Origin of the sequence: Pseudoalteromonas sp. UBA6610 (assembly GCF_002433295.1) — a bacterium.
Taxonomy (GTDB): domain Bacteria; phylum Pseudomonadota; class Gammaproteobacteria; order Enterobacterales; family Alteromonadaceae; genus Pseudoalteromonas; species Pseudoalteromonas atlantica.
Map to the genome: position 1 here is coordinate 13,429 of NZ_DJHW01000140.1, position 20,380 is coordinate 33,808.

Annotated in this window: 15 protein-coding genes and 1 other RNA gene; 9 read left to right on the forward strand and 7 right to left on the reverse strand. The window is 43.0% G+C overall.

Annotated elements, in window-relative coordinates:
• Nucleotides 1–36 precede the first annotated feature (36 nt).
• From cydC to B4F91_RS18405, 5 genes are read right to left on the reverse strand one after another with little or no spacing between them, the layout of a single operon-like run.
• Complete coding sequence (gene cydC, locus B4F91_RS18385) at nt 37–1,779, reverse strand: thiol reductant ABC exporter subunit CydC (protein ID WP_286936627.1); 1,743 nt, start codon at nt 1,777–1,779, stop codon at nt 37–39.
• A complete protein-coding gene (gene cydD, locus B4F91_RS18390; protein WP_288636166.1) occupies nt 1,772–3,544 on the reverse strand; it encodes a thiol reductant ABC exporter subunit CydD in 1,773 nt (590 codons plus the stop codon). The genes cydC and cydD overlap by 8 nt, the downstream gene beginning before the upstream one ends.
• Complete coding sequence (gene cydX / locus B4F91_RS18395) at nt 3,534–3,698, reverse strand: cytochrome bd-I oxidase subunit CydX (protein ID WP_004586934.1); 165 nt, start codon at nt 3,696–3,698, stop codon at nt 3,534–3,536. Before cydX ends, cydD begins: the two co-directional genes overlap by 11 nt.
• Before the next feature lie 12 nt (nt 3,699–3,710).
• Nucleotides 3,711–4,850 (reverse strand): cytochrome d ubiquinol oxidase subunit II, encoded by a 1,140-nt coding sequence (gene cydB, locus B4F91_RS18400; protein ID WP_286938195.1) that lies wholly within the window; start codon nt 4,848–4,850, stop codon nt 3,711–3,713.
• The gene (locus B4F91_RS18405) at nt 4,847–6,430 is read right to left on the reverse strand and encodes a cytochrome ubiquinol oxidase subunit I (RefSeq protein WP_004586936.1); all 1,584 of its coding nucleotides are present in this window, start codon (nt 6,428–6,430) and stop codon (nt 4,847–4,849) included. Before B4F91_RS18405 ends, cydB begins: the two co-directional genes overlap by 4 nt.
• A gap of 291 nt (nt 6,431–6,721) precedes the next feature.
• Here B4F91_RS18405 and lpxB point away from each other — a divergent pair, with 291 nt between their 5' ends.
• The 6 genes from lpxB to B4F91_RS18435 all read left to right on the forward strand — a co-directional run bounded on the left by lpxB (nt 6,722) and on the right by B4F91_RS18435 (nt 14,674).
• Nucleotides 6,722–7,879, forward strand: a complete 1,158-nt coding sequence (lpxB, locus tag B4F91_RS18410) for a lipid-A-disaccharide synthase (RefSeq protein WP_248442903.1) — start codon at nt 6,722–6,724, stop codon at nt 7,877–7,879.
• A complete protein-coding gene (gene rnhB, locus B4F91_RS18415) occupies nt 7,869–8,471 on the forward strand; it encodes a ribonuclease HII (protein WP_286938192.1) in 603 nt (200 codons plus the stop codon). The genes lpxB and rnhB overlap by 11 nt, the downstream gene beginning before the upstream one ends.
• A gap of 3 nt (nt 8,472–8,474) precedes the next feature.
• Complete coding sequence (dnaE, locus tag B4F91_RS18420) at nt 8,475–11,966, forward strand: DNA polymerase III subunit alpha (protein ID WP_288636167.1); 3,492 nt, start codon at nt 8,475–8,477, stop codon at nt 11,964–11,966.
• 16 nt (nt 11,967–11,982) lie between these two features.
• Nucleotides 11,983–12,939 (forward strand): acetyl-CoA carboxylase carboxyl transferase subunit alpha, encoded by a 957-nt coding sequence (accA, locus tag B4F91_RS18425; protein ID WP_004586940.1) that lies wholly within the window; start codon nt 11,983–11,985, stop codon nt 12,937–12,939.
• A 91-nt stretch (nt 12,940–13,030) separates the two neighbouring features.
• On the forward strand, nt 13,031–14,335 hold the full coding sequence (gene tilS / locus B4F91_RS18430; protein WP_286938189.1) for a tRNA lysidine(34) synthetase TilS: 1,305 nt from the start codon (nt 13,031–13,033) through the stop codon (nt 14,333–14,335).
• Complete coding sequence (locus tag B4F91_RS18435) at nt 14,336–14,674, forward strand: hypothetical protein (RefSeq protein WP_286938187.1); 339 nt, start codon at nt 14,336–14,338, stop codon at nt 14,672–14,674.
• A gap of 69 nt (nt 14,675–14,743) precedes the next feature.
• Here the strand turns inward: B4F91_RS18435 and B4F91_RS18440 are convergent, their stop codons facing one another.
• Nucleotides 14,744–15,640 carry a GGDEF domain-containing protein gene (locus tag B4F91_RS18440; RefSeq protein WP_055253101.1) on the reverse strand — a complete coding sequence of 299 codons (897 nt, stop codon included), beginning with the start codon at nt 15,638–15,640 and terminating at the stop codon, nt 14,744–14,746.
• A 133-nt stretch (nt 15,641–15,773) separates the two neighbouring features.
• Here B4F91_RS18440 and B4F91_RS18445 point away from each other — a divergent pair, with 133 nt between their 5' ends.
• Nucleotides 15,774–17,747, forward strand: coding sequence for a monovalent cation:proton antiporter-2 (CPA2) family protein (locus B4F91_RS18445; protein ID WP_286938184.1), 1,974 nt, complete (start codon nt 15,774–15,776; stop codon nt 17,745–17,747).
• Nucleotides 17,748–17,874: 127 nt separating this feature from the next.
• Here B4F91_RS18445 and B4F91_RS18450 read toward each other — a convergent pair whose 3' ends face one another.
• On the reverse strand, nt 17,875–19,020 hold the full coding sequence (locus tag B4F91_RS18450) for a patatin-like phospholipase family protein (protein WP_004586945.1): 1,146 nt from the start codon (nt 19,018–19,020) through the stop codon (nt 17,875–17,877).
• 222 nt (nt 19,021–19,242) lie between these two features.
• On the opposite strand from B4F91_RS18450, the gene B4F91_RS18455 reads away from it, so the two are divergent.
• Together B4F91_RS18455 and ffs are read left to right on the forward strand one after the other, a co-directional pair.
• On the forward strand, nt 19,243–20,118 hold the full coding sequence (locus B4F91_RS18455; RefSeq protein ID WP_286938182.1) for a DUF3014 domain-containing protein: 876 nt from the start codon (nt 19,243–19,245) through the stop codon (nt 20,116–20,118).
• A gap of 138 nt (nt 20,119–20,256) precedes the next feature.
• Nucleotides 20,257–20,353, forward strand: an RNA gene (ffs, locus tag B4F91_RS18460) — signal recognition particle sRNA small type.
• Nucleotides 20,354–20,380: the final 27 nt, after the last annotated feature.

Below are 20,380 nucleotides of genomic sequence, written 5' to 3' on the forward strand. Positions count from 1 at the left end.
TTGGTTAGTAAATCTCTTAACCAGAGTTCAAGTTATTTAAAACCGAGTAGTTAAGGCAACATAATCGGTATATGTTTCGCTAAGCTCTTTATGAGTGCCTTGCGCTACAAGGCTGCCATTTTCTAGCCAAATAATGTTATCCATTTGCGCTAAAAGAGCAGGGTCGTGGGTAATGGTAAGTACGCTTGCATTACTCATTACCTGCATAATAGCGCTCATTACTGTTTGCTTAGATTGGTTATCAAGCCCTTCAGTAGGCTCATCAAGGACTAAAATGGCAGGGTTTTGTAATAAAGCTTGCGCAATGGCTATGCGCCTTGATTGGCCTTGAGATACACTTCTCCCCCCTGTGCCTAAACGGGTTTTTAAACCATCTTGTAGCTCATTAAACCAAGGTTTGAGCTGTGCAAGGTTAATGGCTTCAAGCATTTCTTCTTTTGTGGCGCTTGGCTTTGCATAGCGTAAGTTTTCACTTAATGTGCCATCAAAAATATGATGCTGCTGCGCGAGTATATTAATAATGCTTGCGCGGGTGTTGCTGCTTAGTGCGTGGAGTTCTTCTGCGTTATTTTCATCGCTTAGCCTAATACTGCCTTGCTGCACAGGCCATAAACCGGTGAGTAAATTAACCAAGGTGCTTTTACCACTGCCGCTTCTGCCTACAATCGCTACTTTTTGCTGTGCTTTAAGGGTAAAGCTGATATTAGCTAAAGCACTGTGCTCTTGGTATTTATAGCCAATGTTATTAAGCGCCAAAGTTGTATTGTTTTTATCAAACTGCATCTCAACTAACTCAGCGCTATTAGCTTCTTGCGCTGTGACTTTATCTTCCAGTGTAAATAGTCGCTCAGCGGCTTTGAGTACAGTGGGCAGCTCTATAAATGCATTAGGCAACAGTAATACAGTTTCAAAGCTTGCTAATACAAATAGGCTTAACATAGCAAGCTCAACATTGACCATAGCGCCGCTGTAAACCAAAGGCACAATAGTGACTATGGCGCCAAGCATAGCTAGCTGCACAACCAGCAAACTTAAACCGTCGCTATTTGCGAGTGCTTTATGGCGACTATAAAGTTGTTGGTTATATTGCTCGTTTAGCTCATTACATTTTGAAATTTGCCCAGCACGTGCCTGATAAATACTCAGCTCTCTAAGGCCGGTTAGGGTGTCAGAAAGCTCTGCTCTAAGTTGTGCACTGAGCTGTGTTTCTTTATAGCTATTTTTATTTAATTTAGCACTTAACAGCGCAGGTAAAACAACACCAATTAATAAAATGCCAGTAAAACAAATAAGCGCAACATTGGCGTTATAAGCCGCCATAAACACCATAATTATGGGCACACTCAACAGCGCTACCAGCATAGGTAGTAATATGTTTAAGTAAAACTTATCAAGCGCATCCACATCATTTTGTAAGCGGTTAACTAAATCGGCGCTGCGGCTCATTGCTAAATCTACATTGTTTAGCTTACTTAGCGTGGCAAACATATTAACGCGTATTTCACTAAGCAATAAAAACGTCGCGTTATGTGTTACTAAGCGCTCACCATAGCGTGATGCAGTTCGTACAATCGCTAAAAATCGAATGGTTCCTGCAGGTGTAAAATAATTCATTTGTACGCCAGCGATACCCGCTGCCGCCATTGAGGCTAAAAACCACCCCGATATAGCTAATAAGCCCACGTTTGCAAGTACAGTTAATGTGGCTAAAAAAGTACCCAGTAGCATGGCTTTATAATGCGGGCGGCAAAGCTTTAATAGCCTAATAAAATTAGTCATTGTTTGCTCCTTGCGCTTGTAAATTAAGGAGTGATTTAAATGCGCCTTGTTGCTGCTCAAGTTGGCTGTAAGTACCTTGCTGTGCTATTTCGCCATTTTGCATAACAAGAATATTGCTTGCGTTTTTCACTGTATTTAGGCGGTGGGCAATGACCAACACTAAGTGGTTTTTAGCGTAATTATTTATAGCCTGCTGAATAAGCTGCTCGGTTTGGCTATCAAGGTGGGCTGTCGGTTCGTCAAGCACTAAAATAGGTGCTTGTTTTAAAAACGCCCGTGCAAGGGCTATACGCTGCTTTTGACCGCCAGAGAGTCCTTCACCTTGCTCACCTATCAGGGTGTCGAACCCATTCTCTAACGTGTTTATAAAATCTAAGGCGCCCGCTTGGTGTGCCGCTTGCTCAAGCTCTAGTTGCGTAGCGGCTGGCTTAGCTATTTTTATGTTATCGCTAATGCTTTGATAAAAAAGCGTTGGGGTTTGGGGGATCCACGCAATTGCGTTTTGTAATGTACTCATGCTTGTAGCATCAAGTGGTTTATTATTAATGCTTATTTGTTCAATTACCTGCGGATGAAACCCTAATAAACAATCAAATAAAGTACTTTTACCTGAGCCACTAGCACCTACTACTGCCACTAGCCCTTTAGCGGGTAGCGTAAGGTTTATATTTTTTATGCCTTCGTTACTGTTTGGGTAGGTAAAGTTTAAGTTGTTTATGTTTATTGAGCTTATATGCTCCTCAAACTTTGTTTCATGTTGCTGTGATTGCTCAGGAAGTGGGGCATTTAAAATAGTAACCATATCGACCGCAGCGCTTATGCCTTGCAAGCGGGCATGGTAGTGGCTGCCTAGTTGGCGCAGGGGTAAGTAAAATTCTGGGGCAAGTAGTAAAACAACAAAGCCGGTTGCAAAATCAAGCGTGCCAAAAAACAGTCTAAAACCAATGATTACAGCCACCAGCGCCACACTAATTGTGGCTAAAAATTCCAGCGCAAATGATGATAAAAAGGCAATTTTTAAAACTCCGAGTGTAGTGTGCCTAAAGTCATCAGAAATTTTGGCTATTTGTTTTAGCTCTTTTTGCGTTGCGTTAAACAATTTAAGTTGTGTTAAACCTTGTACGCGGTCAAAAAAGTAATTACCTAGTACGGCCAGTTGCTGCCATCTTTTTTGATTTAACGCCTCGGCCTTTGAGCCCACCAAAATCATAAAAAACGGAATAAGCGGAGCGGTTAATAAAAATATTAAGCCTGCTTTATAGTCGGTTGGAAAAATAACCACCAATATTGCCAGCGGAATAAGCGCGCTATAAGCAACGCCAGGCAAGTATTTAGCGTAGTAGTCGTGCAGTGCTTCAACGCCATCGTGCACGGTGTTAAGCGTGGCTCCTTGGCCGTGTTGTTCAATATAACTTGGGCCAAGTTGCGTTAATTTGGTTAATAAGGTTTGGCGCATAGCCGACTTTATTTTAAGTGCCGCATAAGCACTGAGCCTTTCACTGATAGCTAAAAACAGGGCTCTGAGTAAAATAATACCCGCAAGTGGCCAAAGTAAATGGGTTACTTGGTTAAGGCTTGCGCCTTCAAACATCACATTATGAATAGTTTGTGCCAGTAAATAGGCGCCTGCAATCATTAAAATAGCGTTAAATGTGCCCAGTGCAATACTTAACTTTAACCATGCACCCGCAGGCTTACTTTGCCGTTTTAAAAAAGCGCGCAGAGATTGCTGCTGCGCGCGATTTGGTCGGGGATTAGTCGTCATCTTTTGTGTTGTTAGCTTCGTTTAGTAAATCGTGCATCGGTTGTTCATCATCAGCTATGCTGTTTTTATTTTGATGAAACTCGTACCACATTACATTTATAACACCTAAGGTACAGGCTAAAAGTACACCTAAAATCCAAGCGAAATACCACATAATTTAGTCTCCTTAGTAGCTACCGTGTGTGTTATTTTCAATTTCGTCTACCGTTACTCTGCGCCACATTTTTACGTAACACCAGGTGGTGTAGGCCAAAATTAACGGAATAAATATAACAACAGCAACAAACATAATATTAAGCGTTCTGTGGCTCGACACCGCATCCCAAATAGTTAAGCTAATATCTGGGTTATTAACAGATGGCATAATAAATGGGAACAGCGACACACCCGCCGTCATAATAACGCCAATTAACATAATACTGGTTGAAATAAGCCCAAGCGCTGGCTTGTTTAGTTTAGAGAACAGTAAAGCACTGAGTGCCATAACAAAGCCTAAAATAGGGAAGGTCATTGTCCATGGACGCTCGCTGTAATTATTAAGCCACGCACCTTGCGCTGTGCTTACAACTTTTGCCAACGGATCTGCATGACTTTGCGTATCTGGCATAGAAACAATTTGGTAGCCATTTATGTTTGCTACCCAAAAACCCGCAGCCGCAAACAGTACAATAAATACCACTAATGCGTAGCGGCCATATTGCGCTGAGCGCTCTGCAACGGCATCTGCTGTGCGCAGTTGTAACCACATGCCTGCATGGGCAATTAACATGGTGATACTAATTAAACCTGTCAGTAGGCCAAATGGGTTGAGTAAGCCAAAAAACGAGCCTTGGTAACTTACACGCAGTAAGTTATCAATATTAAACGGTACACCTAAAAATAAGTTACCAAATGCCACACCAAATACTAAAGCCGGAATGGCGCTGCCTGCAAATAAGCCCCAATCCCAGTTATTACGCCAGCGTTTAGAGTCTATTTTTGAGCGGTAATCAAAACCTAAAGGTCTAAAAAATAACGCAAACAAGACCAGCATCATGGCAAAGTAAAAGCCCGAAAATGCAGCGGCATACACCATAGGCCACGCTGCAAATAAAGCGCCGCCTGCGGTAATAAACCATACTTGGTTACCGTCCCAGTGGGCGCCAATGGTGTTGATTACCGTGCGGCGCTCTGAGTCTGTTTTACCAACTAGGCGAAGCAGCATCGCTACGCCCATATCCATGCCATCGGTAATTGCAAAGCCTATTAGCAGTACGCCAATGAGCAACCACCACAGCATTTTTAATGTTTCATAATCAAAAATCATAATTGCTCTCCTGCGTCTTTATCTGCTTTGTTTGGTAACTCAAAGTGATACTTACCTGTATGTAACGAGCTTGGGCCTTGTTTAATAAAGCGCACCATTAACCAACCTTCTACAATGGCAAGGCCAGTGTAAAAAATAATAAACCCAGTTAAGCTAATCAAAATATCGTTTACCGTCAGTGACGAGGTGGCTAAAAAGGTCGGTAATATTTCTGATATAGCCCAAGGCTGGCGACCATATTCAGCAACGATCCAACCAAATTCTATTGCAATCCATGGTAGTGGAATACTTAATACTGCAGCCCACAGTAGCCAACGTTTTTGCTCAATAATACGGTGTGCGTTGTAATAAAATGCCAATACAAACACGGCCAGCATAGCTACACCACAGGCCACCATTATCCTAAATGACCAAAACATAGGCCCCACTTTAGGGAACGAGTCTTTAACTGCCATTTGAATGTGCTCTTCTGTGGCATCTACCACATTGGGGGTATAGCGCTTAAGCAGCAAGCCATAACCTAAATCGGCTTTAAGAGAATCAAATTTAGCTATGTTTTCTTCGCTGTCATCGCCATTTCTTAGCTTTTGGAGGTATTCGTACGCTATCATGCCGTTACGAATGCGTACCTCGTGTTTTTTCTCTAAATCAGAAATACCAATAACTTGCTCATCTAAAGAGCGGGTAGCAATAATACCCAGTGCGTAAGGTATTTTTACTGCTGCATGCGTTACCTGCTCATCTGAGTCAGGAAAACCAAGCGCGGTAAACGCAGCGGGTGCTTCTTCGGTATGCCATTCAGCTTCTATGGTGGCAAGTTTTACTTTTTGAACTTCGCCTACTTCGTAGCCTGATTCGTCACCTAATAAAATAACACACAGTATGGATGCTAAACCAAAGCCCGATGCCACCGAGAACGAGCGCTTAGCAAAGGCTAAATCGCGACCTTTTAATATGTACCAACTACTAATGCCCAGTACAAACATAGAAGCGGCTACGTAACCTGCCGATACCGTATGAATAAACTTAACCTGCGCCACTGGGTTAAATACAAGCTCTGCAAAGCTGGTCATTTCCATGCGCATGGTTTGATAGTTAAACTCTGCCCCTACAGGGTTTTGCATCCACCCGTTAGCTATTAATATCCACAGCGCCGACATATTAGTACCTAGCGCCATTAAAAATGTAGCGCCCAAATGTTGGCGTTTAGTTAACCTATCCCAGCCTAAAAAGAACATACCCACAAAGGTCGACTCTAAAAAGAATGCCATTAAGCCTTCAATAGCGAGCGGGGCGCCAAATACATCGCCTACGTAATGCGAGTAATAAGACCAGTTAGTACCAAACTCAAACTCCATGGTCAGGCCCGTTGCCACCCCAATAGCAAAGTTAATACCAAACAATTTTCCCCAAAACTTAGTCATATCACGATAAATTTCGCGACCGGTCATAACATAAACCGATTCCATAATAACTAAAATCCAGGTCATACCTATGGTTAAAGGCACGAATAAGAAATGGAAGAGTGCGGTAACAGCAAACTGCAATCGCGATAGATCCACAAAGGTTTCATCTATCATTTTTGGCTCCTTGAGGGTGACGGGTTAACAAGGCAATTTATAATTGGCAAAGTTAAAATCAATGAACTTTCAGTAATTACTGAAAGTTTGGAATATTATTTACGTTTGCACAATTTTTGTCAATAAACATATTAGAAAAAGTTAATATATATTCACCATGCTACATCAGTATGAAATACAAACAATCGTTTGGTACTAAATTAGTTACAAATAATCGTTAATTTAAAGCGTTTAACCAAACATTAAAACACGGTAAACTAACCGCTATGAACGCCTGATAAATAAAGTCGAATGAATAAAGAGAAAAAACAACTACGTATTGGTATTGTGGCAGGTGAGCTGTCGGGCGATATTTTAGGCGAAGGCTTAATTAAAGCACTTAAAACGCACTTTCCAGATGCCATTTTTGAAGGCATTGCAGGGCCAAAAATGCAGGCGCAAGGCTGTAAAACGCTTTACGATATGGACGAGCTCTCGGTAATGGGGCTGGTTGAAGTATTAGGGCGTTTACCGCGTTTACTTAAAATACGTAAGCAGCTGGTGCAGCACTTTAAAGATAACCCACCCGATGTATTTATCGGTATTGATGCGCCCGATTTTAACCTACGCGTAGAAAAGCCTTTAAAAGATGCCGGTATTAAAACCATTCAATACGTAAGCCCGTCGGTTTGGGCATGGCGCGAAAAACGTATTCATACCATTAGTGCTGCCACAAATTTAGTGCTTGCTCTGCTGCCGTTTGAAAAAGAATTTTACGATAAGCACCAAGTACCGTGTACATTTGTAGGACACACCTTAGCTGACGATATAGCGCTTGAGCACGACGATAGCCAAGCCCGCCAAGAACTTGGCCTAAATACCGACGACAAAGTACTGGCTTTACTGCCAGGTAGCCGTGGTTCAGAAGTAGGCTTACTCAGCGAAACCTATATAAATACAGCTGCGCAGTTACAAGCGCAAAACCCAGACCTTAAAATAGTGGTGCCGATGGTTAACGAAAAACGCAAAGCGCAATTTAGTGAGATTTTAAATGCCACTGCACCAAATTTAAATGTAAACCTACTCGATGGTCAGTCAAAACTAGCCATGCAAGCAGCTGATGCCATTTTACTTGCATCAGGCACAGCAACGCTTGAAGGCATGCTGTATAAAAAGCCTATGGTGGTGGGTTATAAAATTAAGCCAATGAGCTATTGGATTTTTAAAACCTTGTTTACCTTTAATATTAAATATTTTTCACTACCAAACTTATTAGCCGATGAAGAGCTAGTGCCGGAGTTTTTACAAAGTGAATGTAACGTGGCTAATTTAACGGGCGCACTTACGCCTATGCTAAATACCGATAATAAAGAACTTAAAGCACGTTTTTTAGCCATCCACGAAAAAATTAGATTAAATGCCAGCAAACAAGCAGCTAATGCTGTGGCGGAGTTAATAAATGCAAATTGAACGACCCAACGTAACCTTAATTGCCGGTGTGGATGAAGTAGGGCGTGGCCCGCTTGTCGGCGATGTTGTTACCGCTGCGGTAATACTTGACCCAGCGAATCCTATTGCAGGTTTAGCTGACTCTAAAAAGCTAACCGATAAAAAGCGCCAAGCACTGGCTATAGAAATAAAACAAAAAGCGCTGTGTTATGCCATTGGTCGTTGTAGCCCAACAGAAATTGACGAGTTAAACATTTTGCATGCAACTATGCTTGCAATGACGCGTGCAGTTGAGGGGTTAAGTACGCAACCAGAGTTTGTATTTGTAGATGGTAACCGCTTACCTAAATTAGCTATGCCGGCTCAAGCGGTTGTTAAAGGCGACAGTTTAGTGGCTGAAATTTCAGCAGCCTCTATTTTAGCCAAAGTAGCGCGTGATGATGAAATGCATGAGCTTGATACACGCTACCCGCAATACGGGTTTGCAGGGCACAAAGGGTACCCAACTAAAGCACATTTTGCAGCGCTTGAACAATACGGCGCTATTGATGAGCACCGTAAAAGCTTTAAGCCGGTACAACGTGTGCTAATGCAAGCAAAGGGCGAGGCATAAATAATGGCCGCTCCAGATTTTGTACATTTACGGGTTCACTCAGACTTTTCGATGGTCGATGGCTTAGCTAAAACCAAGCCTATTGTTGCGAAAGCGCAAGAGCTTGAAATGCCAGCGCTGGCAATTACCGATCAAATGAACTTTTGTGGTTTAGTGCGTTTTTATGGCGCAACCCACAGTGCCGGTATTAAACCCATAGTGGGAGCCGATTTTTGGTTGCGCAGCCCAGAGTTTCCAGATGAGCCAAGCCGTATTACGTTGCTAGCTAAAAACAACGACGGTTATAAAAATATTACCTTATTAATATCTGAAGCTTACCAACGCGGGCATATATTTCATCGCCCAGTGATTGACCGAGAATGGCTAGTTGAGCACAAAGAAGGGCTTATTATTCTCTCAGGCGCAAAAGATGGTGACTTAGGTAAGGCCTTATTAAAAAATAACCCAGGCGTTATTGAATCTGTAGTGAGCTTTTATAAGCAGCATTTTAGCGATCATTACTATTTAGAGCTTATTCGCACCGACCGTCCGCTTGAAGAAGACTACCTGCATATGGCGGTAGAGCTTGCAGCAAAAGAGCAGCTGCCCGTTGTTGCCACAAACGAAGTGGTTTTTTTAAAGCCCGAAAATTTTGAAGCGCACGAAATTCGTGTGGCTATTTTTGACGGTTACACACTTGATGACAAACGCCGCCCTAAACGATTCTCACAAGAGCAATACCTAAAAACGCCTGAGCAAATGGCAGAGCTATTTAGCGATATCCCTGAAGCGCTGCAAAATACGGTAGAAATAGCCAAACGCTGTAACGTAACGGTGCAATTAGGCACTTACTTTTTGCCTGATTACCCAACCGGCTCGTTAAAAATTGAAGACTTTTTAGTTAAGGTTTCAGAAGATGGCCTTGAAGAGCGCCTGCAGTTTTTATTCCCTGATGAACAAGAGCGACAAGAAAAACGAGGCGAATACGACGAGCGCTTGAAAGTAGAGCTTGGTGTAATTAACCAAATGGGTTTTCCAGGCTACTTCTTAATCGTAATGGAGTTCATTCAGTGGAGTAAAGATAACAATATTCCAGTGGGGCCGGGGCGTGGTTCGGGTGCGGGTTCATTAGTGGCATATGCCCTAAAAATTACCGACCTTGATCCGCTTGAATTTGACCTACTCTTTGAGCGATTCTTAAATCCTGAACGTGTATCAATGCCCGATTTCGATGTCGATTTTTGTATGGACAGGCGTGATGAGGTAATTGACCATGTATCGGCATTGTATGGGCGGGACGCGGTATCACAAATTATTACCTTTGGTACCATGGCTGCAAAAGCGGTAATACGCGATGTAGGGCGTGTACTTGGCCACCCTTATGGTTTTGTTGATCGAATTTCTAAGCTGATCCCAGGGGATCCCGGGATGACGCTTGCCAAAGCGTTTGAGGTAGAGCCGCGTTTACAAGAAGCCTACGATGGCGACTCAGAGGTAAAAGATTTAATCGATATGTGTCGCATCCTCGAAGGGTGTACACGTAATGCCGGTAAACACGCCGGTGGTGTTGTAATATCGCCGACGACCATTACCGACTTTGCTGCACTTTATTGCGATGACGAAGGTAAGTTTCCGGTAACACAGTTTGATAAAAACGATGTAGAAACCGCAGGCCTAGTTAAGTTCGATTTCTTGGGCTTACGTACCTTGACCATTTTGCAGTGGGCTGTGGATATGACCAACGAGCGCATGAAGCGCGAAGGCAAAGCGCCCGTTGATATAAATACCATTCCACTAGATGATAAAAAAAGTATAGAGCTATTACTGCGCGCCGAAACAACCGCGGTATTCCAGCTAGAATCGCGCGGCATGAAAGACCTAGTACGCCGATTAAAGCCCGATTGCTTTGAAGATATGATTGCATTGGTAGCCTTGTTCCGCCCAGGCCCACTGCAATCAGGCATGGTAGATAACTTCATCGACCGTAAGCTTGGCCGAGAAGAAATTTCATACCCAGATGCTCAATACCAACACGAAAGCTTAAAGCCCATACTTGAGCCTACTTACGGCATTATTTTGTATCAAGAACAAGTAATGCAAATTGCCCAAGTACTAGCAGGCTATACGCTTGGTGGCGCCGACATGCTACGTCGTGCAATGGGTAAGAAAAAACCCGAAGAAATGGCCAAACAGCGTTCAACCTTTGAAGAAGGCGCACGCAATAATGGTATAGACGGCGAACTGGCGATTAAAATTTTCGACTTGGTAGAAAAATTCGCAGGTTATGGTTTTAATAAATCTCACTCGGCAGCGTATGCACTGGTTTCGTACCAAACGCTGTGGATGAAAACGCACCATCCGGCAGAGTTTATGGCTGCGGTAATGTCGGCCGATATGGATAACACCGACAAAATAGTAATCTTGGTGGATGAATGTGAAAACATGAAGCTCACCTTATTACCGCCTGATGTAAATGCCGGAGAATTTAAATTTACGGTAAACCTGCAAGGTGAAATTGTTTACGGTATTGGTGCTATTAAAGGTGTAGGTGAAGCGCCGGTAGAGGCTATTTTAGAAGCGCGCGCAAAAGGCGGCCCATTTAAAGATTTATTTGATTTTTGTGCCCGTGTAGATTTAAAACGCTTAAATAAACGTGTGACCGAAAAATTAATTTACGCCGGTGCACTTGATCAACTCGGGCCAGAGAAAACCCAAGCAGGGCGTGCAACATTACTGGCAAGTTTAAAAGATGCCATGCGCGCTGCCGATCAGCACAACAAAGCTGAGCAACTTGGGCAAAGCGATTTATTTGGCTTACTGGCCACTGAGCCTGATGAAGTTGAGCAAGCCTTTATTAAAGCCACACCGCTTACCGATAACCAATGGCTTGATGGCGAAAAAGACACGCTAGGCCTTTATTTAACAGGGCATCCGATAAATCAGTATCGTCGTGAACTTAGACATTACACCAGCGGCAAGCTGGTGGATTTACAGCCAACAAATCGTGATGTACTCTCTACGGCGGCGGGTTTAGTTATTTCAGCGCGGACATTAATTAATAAAAAAGGAAATCGTTGGGGCTTAATAACTTTAGATGACAAGAGCGCCCGTATTGATGTACGCTTGTTTCCTGAACAGTTCGAAATGTACCAAGAAATGCTTCAAGTAAACAATATCTTGGTAATATCTGGACAGGTCAGCTTTGATAACTTCTCCGGTGGCATTACAATGACCGCCAGAGAAATAAACACCATTGCTCAAGCGCGTGAAAAACGCATTAAAGCGATTAAAATGACGCTGAACATGGTGCAAATCGAGGCAGGTTTCTTCGATAAATTACAAAAAGTACTCGAACCTTATAAAATGGGAACGTGTCCGATCAAGGTTTATTACCAGCGCCCCGATGCGTTGGCTCAATTAACCCTAGGGATCGAATGGTGTGTTACGCCGAGCGACGACTTAATTCATAAGTTATCACTCATGGCGGCACAAGATGTAGAACTAGAATTTAACTGATTAGGTAGTTTAGAGCATGAGCCTCAATTATCTTGATTTTGAGCTTCCGATTGCAGAATTAGAAGCAAAAATTGAAGAATTACAAAGCATAAGCCGCGCTGGCGAATTAGACCTTGAGTTAGAAGAGGAAGTCAGCAAATTAAAAGAAAAAAGCGCTAAGCAAAAAGAGGAAATATTCTCAAATTTAGGCGCTTGGCAAGTATCGCAGTTAGCGCGTCATCCGTTGCGTCCTTACACTCGAGATTATATCGAGCGCATTTTCACGGAATTTGACGAGTTTGCAGGCGATCGTACTTTTGCTAACGATCCGGCTATTTTAGGCGGTGTTGCACGTTTAGATGGCGAACCAGTAATGGTGATTGGCCAGCAAAAAGGGCGTGATACAGCTGAAAAAATTAAACGTAACTTTGGTATGCCAAAACCAGAAGGCTACCGCAAAGCGCTACGCTTAATGGAAATGGCCGAGCGTTTTAAAATGCCAATTATGACCTTTATCGACACGCCAGGGGCATACCCAGGTGTGGGCGCTGAAGAGCGCGGTCAGTCTGAGGCAATTGCACGTAACCTAAAAGTAATGGCGGCACTTAAAGTACCCACAATTTGTACGGTTATTGGCGAAGGCGGCTCTGGTGGTGCATTAGCCATTGGTGTTGGCGACAGAGTTAACATGTTGCAATACAGCACGTACTCAGTAATTTCGCCAGAAGGCTGTGCTTCAATTTTATGGAAAAGCGCCGATAAAGCACCACTTGCCGCAGAGGCAATGGGTGTAACTGCAGAGCGTGTTAAAGAGCTCGATTTAATTAATAACTTAGTTGAAGAGCCTTTAGGCGGCGCACACCGCAATTACGATGCAATGGCACGTAACTTAAAAACACGTTTAAAACGTGACCTTGCTGACTTACAAGCGCTATCGCTTGAAGACATGCTTGATCAACGTTACAAACGTTTAATGTCGTTTGGTTACTGCTAATTAGCTAACCAACGCATTTATTGTTAAAAAAGGCCGCTTATGCGGCTTTTTTGTTTTAAAATACTGCAAACATTAAATTTATAGCGTATCCATGCAAACATCACCTATTTATCAGCACGTTAAACACGCCCTTGAGCACTTTTTTAAGCACCAGCAATATAACTTTACGGTGGCGCTTTCGGGTGGCGTGGATTCGGTGGTATTGCTTCATGTAATGCACTTATTAAAACAAGCGCAACCAAAGCTAAACGTAAACGCGATTTATGTTAATCATGGTTTAAGCCAATACGCGAATGACTGGCAGCGCTTTTGCCAAAACTTGTGCGCTGAGCTAAATGTACCGTTTAATGCCGCGCAGGTAACAATAAACCCGCAAACACGAACAAGCCTTGAAGCGCAGGCACGTGAGGCGCGTTACAAAGCTCTTGATGAGCTAAGCCCCGCGGGCAGTGTTATTTTGCTGGGTCAGCATTTAAACGATCAAATAGAAACGTTTTTACTGCGGTTAAAGCGCGGATCTGGCTTAAAAGGGTTAGGCGCAATGCAAAAAATGCGTGAACTACAAAGCGGGCGAATATGCTACAGGCCGCTTTTAAACATAACGCGCAGTGATATAGAACACTTTGCCACAGAGTTTAATATTACGCACATAACTGATGACTCAAATACCGATGAGCGTTTTGATCGTAACTTTTTACGTGCACGTGTAGTGCCTGAACTGGCAAAACGTTTTAAAGGTTTTGAGCACTGTGCTGGGCGCAGCATTGAGTTACTACAGCAACAACAAACGCTACTTGATGAGTACACTGAACTTGATTTAAAACAAAGCGTAAATGCGCATCAAGCACTGAGCGTTAGCCAACTAACCACCTACAGCAACGTGCGCATAACCAATGTGGTTCGTGCATGGCTTAGCTTATTTACCCAAGTAATGCCCTCTCAAAAGCAGCTTTTGCAAATAATTAACCAAGCCATAAATGCGCAGGCTGATGCGCAAATGCAAGTTGATTTAAGCGAGGGGCAAATACGACGCCATCAAGGGTATTTGTATTTTGTTACACCACACATATTATTAGCCGATGAAGCGCTAACGAGCAATGAGCTTGCGCTTAATGATGGGCGCGTTTTGATAAAGCAACAAGGTAAAGGCCTACGTGCCCCTTTACCAAACGAGCAAGTCACCGTGCGCTTTAATTGTAATAGTGCGCGTATAAAGCCGTTAAAAAAGCCAGGCAGCAATACGCTTAAACACTGGTTTAAAGATGCAAAAGTAGCCCCGTGGTTAAGAGAGCGCGTGCCTTTAATATTTTATAACGATGAGCTTGTGCAAGTTGTTGGTTATTTTGTAAGTGAAAAACACCAAGACGAAAACGGCATTTTTTGGGAGTGTAAATAAATGAAAGATCAGCCACATGTAGGCTTATCGCTAGTTAGCAAAGCGCCGATGGGTATGTTAATAACAGCGTTAGTTGCTGTTATAGCCAATGTATTACTAGAGCTTAATATTATTACGTTAGGTTATGCCGTTGTGGGCGGGGTGATATCGGCGGTATTACTGCTTGCCTACTGGTTAGGTAAAGGCGGGTTATTTTTTATTTTAGGCGTAAGTTTACCATTGGTTTTAGTGTTATTTACCCCGCTTGCAAGCATAACAGCATTGCTTAATTTAGTGAGCGGCTTCTTTTTTGGCTTTTGTTCAGCCTTGTTTGTTTATAAATTACTGGCTAATAAATAATTAATTTGTAATAAAAAAGCCTAGCGGGGGAAGCTAAGCTTTTATAAATGATAGAGTTATATAAATATACTAATATGCTTTTGCGCAGTTGCGCCCAGAGGCTTTAGCCTTATATAAGCCTTTGTCGGCTCTAGCAAATATTTCTGTTTCGCAATCTTGGCTATTGGCTAGGGTAAAGCCAATGCTGGTGGTTACTTTGTATTTAGACATTAAACTTGAGTTTCTGACTAAGCGCATAATGCGCTCAGCAACTACTTTGTTTGTTGTAAATTCGGGGTCTTCAATAATCAGCGAAAACTCATCGCCACCAAATCTAAACACGGAGTCGGTGCCGCGTATACTGCTACAAAGTACCTGCGAAAATTCTTTTAAAACATCGTCACCTACTTTATGGCCATAGTTGTCGTTTACTTGCTTAAAGTTATCTAAATCAAGCAGCATTAAACTAAAAGGGCGCTGGTAACGGCGGCAGTTTTCGAGCTTTTGCGATAACATGTCATTAAATTGGCTACGGTTATTTAACCCAGTGAGCGCATCTTTTGTGGCAAGTTTTAACACTCGGCTGTACATCATTGCGTTACGCAGTGGGTACACAAGGGCGCTGTGTAGGGCACGTAATTTGTTTTCAATCGCTTTACTAATAGGGTATTGGCTAAAGTAAATTAGCTGTCCTAAGTGCTCGCGACCAATAGCTAAATCGTAAGAGTACGGGCTAGTGTTCGTGTTGCTATCTGAGGTTTGTGCAGTGCCGAGCGTTGATTGAAACTGCAGCCCTGAAAAGTTAAGTAGCTGTTTGGCAAATTTTGCATAAATAGCCAACACATCTTCTATTACTAGGCTTGTTTGTAGCTCGGTAACTAAGTCGTGCGTTGCCGCTGTTTCGTTTGTGTGTGTTTGCTCTGCCGAAAACGGCAAAAAATCGCCGCGCCCAGACACGCGTTGTGTCAAAATATGGACATTTTCCATTAAAATCTTCCCCCAGGGTGTTACTTTGCAATAACTAAGCTATTTTTATGCCATATTTTAAAATTGCTTGATAAACATATGGTTGCTATATTTAAAGTCCATTCCGTAGTTTAATTGACGCTGGAGGCCGAATTTGCAAAGTATAAACGCTCAAATTTTTGGCTTGTTAGTGGCGGCGGTGCTTTTTGTATGGTTTTTTAAGCGCATTGGCTTGCCGCCTATTTTGGCGTATTTAGCAACAGGCGTTTTAGCGGGCAGCCATGGCATTGGTTGGCTTGCTCAATCTCATGAAATAGAGTTTATTGCTGAGCTGGGCATCGTATTTTTACTGTTTAGTTTAGGGCTCGAATTTTCTATATCGCGGCTAATGGCCATGCGCAATATTGTGTTTGGACTGGGCTCGTTACAAGTTGGTGTTACCAGCTTGCTCTTCATTATTATTTTATATTGCTTAAATTTTAGCTTACTCACTAGTTTTACCATTGGCACAATAATGGCGCTTTCTTCAACCGCGGTGGTGGTTAAGCTATTAAAAGAAACTGGCGAACTAAACCAGCGCCGTGGGCAACTGGCGGTGGGCGTATTACTGTTTCAAGATATTGCCGTTGTGCCCCTACTTATTATTTTGCCATTGTTTGCCTCAAGCGATTCGCAAAGTATTAGTTGGGCGCTGGCATTTGCGCTTACAAAAGGCGCGTTTGTGTGCTTATTACTCTGGGCGATTGGTAAATGGGTGCTACCTAAAGTATTTAAAGAAATAGCGCAGGTACGAACCGATGAGCTGTTTGTGCTTACCACAATTTTGGTGGCGTTATTTGCCGGCTTTTTAACTTACATGTTTGGTTTATCAATGGCGCTTGGGGCATTTTTAGCCGGCATGATGCTAGGAGAGAGCCATTACCGCCATCAGCTAGAGGCTGATATTAGGCCATTTCGCGATATTTTAATGGGGCTGTTTTTTGTAACTGTGGGGATGCAGCTCGATATTTTATTTGTGCTTTCGCATGGTTTTGTAATTATTGGCGCGTTATTTGGCTTGTTAATATTAAAAATTACCGTGCTGGCATTAAGTGCCAGATTAATGCATGAGCGCAATCAAGACTCGCTAGCCTGCGGCGTTATGCTGTGGCAAATGGGAGAATTTGGGTTTGTGCTTATTGCTTTGGCAGGTCAGCATGAGTTACTCAATTCAGAGCAAGCCTCGTTTTTAATTGCCTTAGGGGTGCTTTCGATGGCGCTAACCCCGTTTTTAATTGATAAAACCCCACTAATTTTAAAGCAATTAGGTATTTTAGATCACCCCAGTATGGCGAGGGAGAGCGAGCCTAAAAGTAGCACCTTATATAACGATCACGTGGTTATTTGTGGCTTTTCACGCGTAGGGCAAACTATAGCGCGATTTTTAAAACCCAAAGCCATAGATTACGTTGCCATAGAAAGTAACCCTATTTTAGTACAAGAGGGCAAAGCCGCAGGTGAGCCAGTAATATTTGGCTATGTAAAACAAAAAGATATTTTAAAGTGCGCAGGGGTAGAGCGAGCACGCCTAGTGATTATTACCTTTACAGAGCTTGAGCATGCACACGTGGTAATAGACGCCATAAAGCAGCTTGCACCCAACGTTAAAATACTAATAAGAACCCGCGACGACAGCCAATTAAACAACTTAAAAGAGTTGGGGGTTACAGAGGTGGTGCCTGAGTCGTTAGAGGCAAGCTTGATGTTGGTTTCGCATGTGTTGTCGATGTCGGGTGTACCGATGACACGTATTGTGCGCCGTGTTAGTAAAGAGCGCCGTAATCGCTACCCGCTTATGCAAAGTTTTTACGCCGGTTACTTTAAAGACAACGAAGAAACCTCCTCTGAACGCTTAGAATATTTACACGTAGTTGCGTTGCCAGATCAAGCCTATGCGGTGGATAAAACAATAGATGAGCTTAACTTATCTAAACGCCGCGTGACTATAAAAGCTTTGCGCCGAGAGGGTCAAGAAATAGACGACCCATCAACCAGCACCACATTGTGCGCAAACGATGTACTGGTATTGCAAGGTAAGCCTAGGCGGGTAGAGCGAGTAGAGCATTACCTACTCGATGGGCTTGAATAAAAAAATGCATTTTGTTTTTTACTGACATAGATGCAAGTTATTAAAATAACACAGAGATAGTTATCGAGCGCAGTTGGTTTCAAAGCTTGCTCTGCGATTAAATAGCAGGTTTCAAGGCCAACATTAGCTAGTCGAGCTCTAAAAATTGGCGTATTTCGGGTAGTTTTTTCATGCCATCTTCATAGCCAATTTGAATTAGGTGCTGAGTGTAGCGTTTTTCAAACAATAAATAGCTGGTTAAACTCGATTGCGAGTGCTTTTTTACCCCAATTGTGCGTAGTAGCAGCTTAATTGCCCATGGCATATCGCTATAGTATTGCGCAGCAATATCGTTAAAGTTTTTTGATGGGTTAATAATACAGGTTTCTATTTGTTTCAGCTCTTGGTGTTTGTCGCGCGCCGGAAGCAGCCCTAAAGTGCGATTTACACGCTCAAGGCGCTCAAGGTCGGCTTGCATGGTGTCGCTAAATACACTATCGAGTAAATGCCCAGCAACCGCAGAAAGCCCAGGGTAGTGGGGCGAGTAACCCGCTGGGTGCGACTCTTTTGGTTGGTCTACCCCTATAATAAATATTTTTTCGGCGCCTAAATGAATGGACGGGCTAAGCGGTGAAAGCTGGTGAATAGAACCATCGCCAAAATAGTGGTTAAATACATTAACACTTGGAAACACCATAGGAATGGCGCTTGATGCCATTAAATGCTCAACGTTAATGCGCATAGGGCGACCTTCGCGCTTGGCACGTTGCCAAGGTGTTTGTGTGTTTGACTGAAAAAACGCAACAGAGTCACCAGTTGTATAGCTTGAAGCGGTAATAGAAATCGCTTCTAAATAATTACGGTGTAAATTACGTTCAATGCGGTGCAGGTCTAAAATTTCGTTTAATAAACCGCGCAAAGGGCGGTTATTTAGCAAACTGCCTGGCGGGTGGTTTATGTGCTCAGACTGAAAACTGGTTAAAATATTGCGCGCAATATGGCCAAACACACTTAAAAAGTCGCTTTTGTAGACCATAGACGTTGAAAAGTTTTTCCAAACAGACTCAAGTTTACGCACGGCCAAATGTGCACACGAGGCATAACAGGCCAAAGCTGCAGAATTAATCGCGCCTGCAGAAGTGCCGTTAATAATTCTAAATGGCAAAGGCGCGGTGCGAGGCATACTATGAGCAAGCGCTTTAAGCACGCCCACTTGATAAGCAGCGCGAGCGCCACCACCTGTAAGTAATAGGGCTATTTTAGGTTTATGTGGGTCAACTTGCTGGATTTTCATAGTGGTTTTTGAACTGCTTAACGTCTTTTCTTTATTTATCAACTTTAAGTCTTTAAGCTAGAAGAATCAAAGAATAACTGAGTTACTATGGCTCGTTGTTCTAATTAGTAAGTGTAGGTTTATGTTGTAAAGCCTATATTTAAAGTAATAGTGATTACCGATAGTGAATTTTTTCCACTCAGCGTACTCTGAGTAATATGCATTTAAATTTATGGAGTTTGTATGTCAGATAAACCAGAAGCGTCAGATGTTCAAAAACGTCCGCCTAAAAACAATTTTTTATTCGCCGTTATTATTTTAATTATTTTAGTGTGTGCCGCTGCGTTCGTCCTGCTATCGCCCACTGACGAGCCAGAAACTCGCACAGAGGTAGAGCAAACACCAAAAGAACAGCCAGTGATGGAGTTAAAGCCAGAAAACGACCCTGTTGTAGATGCGCCATCAGTTAAGCCTGAAAAGCCAGCTGAGCTAAGCGTGCCTGCTCAGCGCCCAGCTGAGCCAGAGCCGGTTGTAGAGCCATTACCAACGCTTGATGAAAGCGACACCTTAGTTGTTGCCAAAATGGATGAATACCTAAGCGACTCGGTAATGAGCCTAATGGTAACCGACGATGTAATTCGCCGTGGCGTCGTATTTATAGACAATATAGCCAAAGGCAAAATTGCTAAAAAGCATACGCCAGTGGTTAAACCCGAAGAAGAATTTAGCGTAAACGAAGGGGACATTTTAACAATTGACCCTAACAGCTACGAGCGCTATACACCGTATGTAAAAGTATTTACGAGCATGAGCGCCGCCCAAGCTGTGCGTATGTACGAGCAGTACAAGCCATTAATCAACAACGCGTACAGTGAAATTGGTTACGGCGATGATGAATTTAATCAAACGCTAGAAGATGCTATTGAGTTATTACTTGATACACCGGAGCCAGAAGGCGAGTTACCGCTACTACGAGACTCGGTTACTTATCAGTATGCGTTTTCTGAATGGGAGCAATTACCGGCTGCACAAAAACAGCTGTTACGTATGGGCCCAGAAAACATGAAAAAAGTAAAAGCAGCACTGCGTAAAATTAAAGCCGAGTTAGAGCGTAATTAATAGGCATTAAAGGCTGTTTTTAACCGCGATTGTATATGAAGTATGCAATCGCACTTTCTTTTTTGATTATCCCTTGAATAACACACCAAAAGTAGAGATAATCCTTCCCGCGCCAACCAAGGCCCTCAATGGTAGTCTTATTGGTCCTCTCGCAACACTAGCAGGCGAACCTGGTCAGGCCCGGAAGGGAGCAGCCACAGTTTGTGACGTGTGTGCCGAGATGTGGCTGGTAAGACTGCCACCCAAATTCCTCATTTGGGTG